The sequence below is a fragment of the Ruminococcus sp. CAG:379 genome (assembly GCF_000434255.1).
In the GTDB taxonomy this organism is placed as follows: Bacteria; Bacillota; Clostridia; order Oscillospirales; family Ruminococcaceae; genus Ruminococcus_F; species Ruminococcus_F champanellensis.
This window is the reverse complement of sequence record NZ_FR894893.1, coordinates 1-2,183: the sequence shown is the minus strand read 5'-3', so window position 1 is coordinate 2,183 and position 2,183 is coordinate 1. Positions and strand designations below refer to the sequence as shown.

2 protein-coding genes and 1 pseudogene are annotated in these 2,183 nt (G+C 59.5%); 2 read left to right on the top strand and 1 reads right to left on the bottom strand.

Going from position 1 to position 2,183, the window contains the following annotated elements; all coding sequences use genetic code 11:
- Positions 1–110: 110 nt before the first annotated feature.
- Entirely contained in the window at positions 111–1,409 is a 1,299-nt protein-coding gene (locus tag QVO51_RS06180; RefSeq protein ID WP_022357666.1) for an alanine/glycine:cation symporter family protein, read from the bottom strand.
- Positions 1,410–1,537: 128 nt separating this feature from the next.
- On the opposite strand from QVO51_RS06180, the gene QVO51_RS06175 reads away from it, so the two are divergent.
- Both QVO51_RS06175 and QVO51_RS06170 read left to right on the top strand, forming a co-directional pair.
- Complete coding sequence (locus tag QVO51_RS06175; protein ID WP_022357665.1) at positions 1,538–1,990, top strand: hypothetical protein; 453 nt, start codon at positions 1,538–1,540, stop codon at positions 1,988–1,990.
- A gap of 4 nt (positions 1,991–1,994) precedes the next feature.
- Positions 1,995–2,183: pseudogene (locus tag QVO51_RS06170) on the top strand (PH domain-containing protein); the annotation flags it as partial.

Below are 2,183 nucleotides of genomic sequence, written 5' to 3'. Positions count from 1 at the left end.
TCAGAGGTGCCAGCCAGCCGCAGCCCCCGTCACAAAAAATCACAGCGTTCATGTTCCATACTCCCTTTCCATTGGTCAGTCAAGGAAAGTATGTACCACCCCACCCGGGCTTATGCAGGCGGATGCACATGCCGCCGCAGCCCGATCAGTCCGATCAGATTCGGAAACGCCATCAGCCCGTTGAACAGATCCGACAGCTGCCACACCAGGGTCAGATCCTGCACTGCCCCGATCATACAGGCAAACAGGAAACAGATCCGGTACACACAACTGCCCCATCGGGGGGACAGATACCGGGCGGCGGATTCTCCGCATACACTCCAGCCAATGAGGGTGGCAAAGGCAAACAGCATCACAGACAGGGTAATGAAGATCCTGCCGAATGCGCCGAACCGGGTGGAAAATGCAGCCATCACCAGAGCAGCCCCCTCCAGAGTCGGATCCGTCACGCCGCTGCACAGGATCACCAGGGCGGTCATGGTGCAGCACAGGATGGTATCCGCAAACACCTCAAAGATGCCGCACATGCCCTGGACGCAGGGATCCTCCGCTTCCCCTGCCGCATGCAGCAGGGAGGCGCTTCCCAAACCGGCTTCGTTGGAGAATACCCCCCGGCGCAGACCAATGTTGATGCACTGGCGCACAGCGGCGCCGCTGACACCCCCTCCCACTGCGGTCAGTCCGAAGGCGCCCCGGAAAATGCTGCTGAAGGCATCCCCCAGCGCATCCCGGCGCAGGATCAGAAAAACCACGCCACAAAGCAGATACAGCCCGGACAGGGGCAGGATCAGGCTCTGGGCTGCTTTGCCGATGCGGTCAACGCCACCCAGAATTATGATCCCCGCCAAAGCGGCAGTTACCAGACCGCATACCACCGGCGGCACTCCGAACCCATCCCGGGCAGCACAGGCAAGGGAGTTGACCTGTGCCAGATTGCCCATACCCAGGGACGCCAGCACACAGCATCCGGCAAAGGCAAGGGCAAGGGGACGGCTGCGCATGCCCCGTTCCAGATAGGCAAGGGCACCGCCGCACCAGCTGCCGTCCTCACACCGGTACCGGAACAATGCTCCCAGCATATTTTCCGCATACACCAGCAGCATGCCCAGAATGGCGGAGATCCACATCCAGAAAATCGCCCCTGGTCCCCCCAGAGTGAGCGCCGTTGCCACTCCCACAATGTTTCCGGTACCCATGGTGGCGGCAAGGGCGGCGGACATGGTTTGCAACTGAGAAATCCTGCCGCTGCCTGCCGTCCGGCTCCGGCAGCCGGAAAAGGTACAGCGTAGTACCCTTCCCATGCCCCGGAGCTGAAAGCCGCGCATACGGACTGTGTAATACAGCCCGGTGCCCAGCAGCAGGCTCAGCAGCAGATTGCCCCAGATGAATGCATTGACGGTTTCCAGCATAGTACCCTCCACAGCAGCGTCTCGGCTCTTGAATTTCGACAGAAGAATGTGCTATAATGATAATAGAGAAGTCTGCGCAGAAAGCATATGCGGCGCAGAGAGGAAACAGAACGAAGGGAGGGGTATGCATGCGGCGGTACTTTGCGGACAAAACCTGTATCAATCTGATCCGGCTGGTGCTGCTGCTGGTCACCGCCCTGCTGGATGCACTGGCGTATTATTTCATTCCGGTTGCCCCCTACCTGTCCGCCCTGCCGGTTGTGCTGTGGGTGGTGATCGTCACCGTAACGGTAGCCGGACTGTTTACTGCCATGGTCTACCTGCCCCTGTACTTCCGGCATACCTGCTACTACGTTTCCCCGGAACAGGTGGTCAAGCACAGCGGCTGCTTCTTTGTGCGGACACAGACCCTGCGCCGCAGTGCGATCCAGTATACCACCTCCATTTCCACACCCTTTTCCAAGATCACCGGGCTGAATTTCATTCTGCTGAGCGCATTCGGCGGCTCCATGCTGCTGCTCTTTCTGAGCAAGCGGGATTATGAGCAGCTGCGTACGGCGTTGCAGCCCCCAAGGGGGTGATGGCTTGTACCGGGAGCATCCGATCAATATCCTCAAATACGCCGGCAAGAATATCTGGCTGCTGGTGTTCCCACTGCTGCGCGGCATCCGCTCCATCCAGCTGGATGTGTACGCCTTTTACCACTGGCTCCAGGGCACCTGGTTCGACCTGCTGGTGGTGCTGGTGATCTTGGGCATCGGCTATCTGCGATGG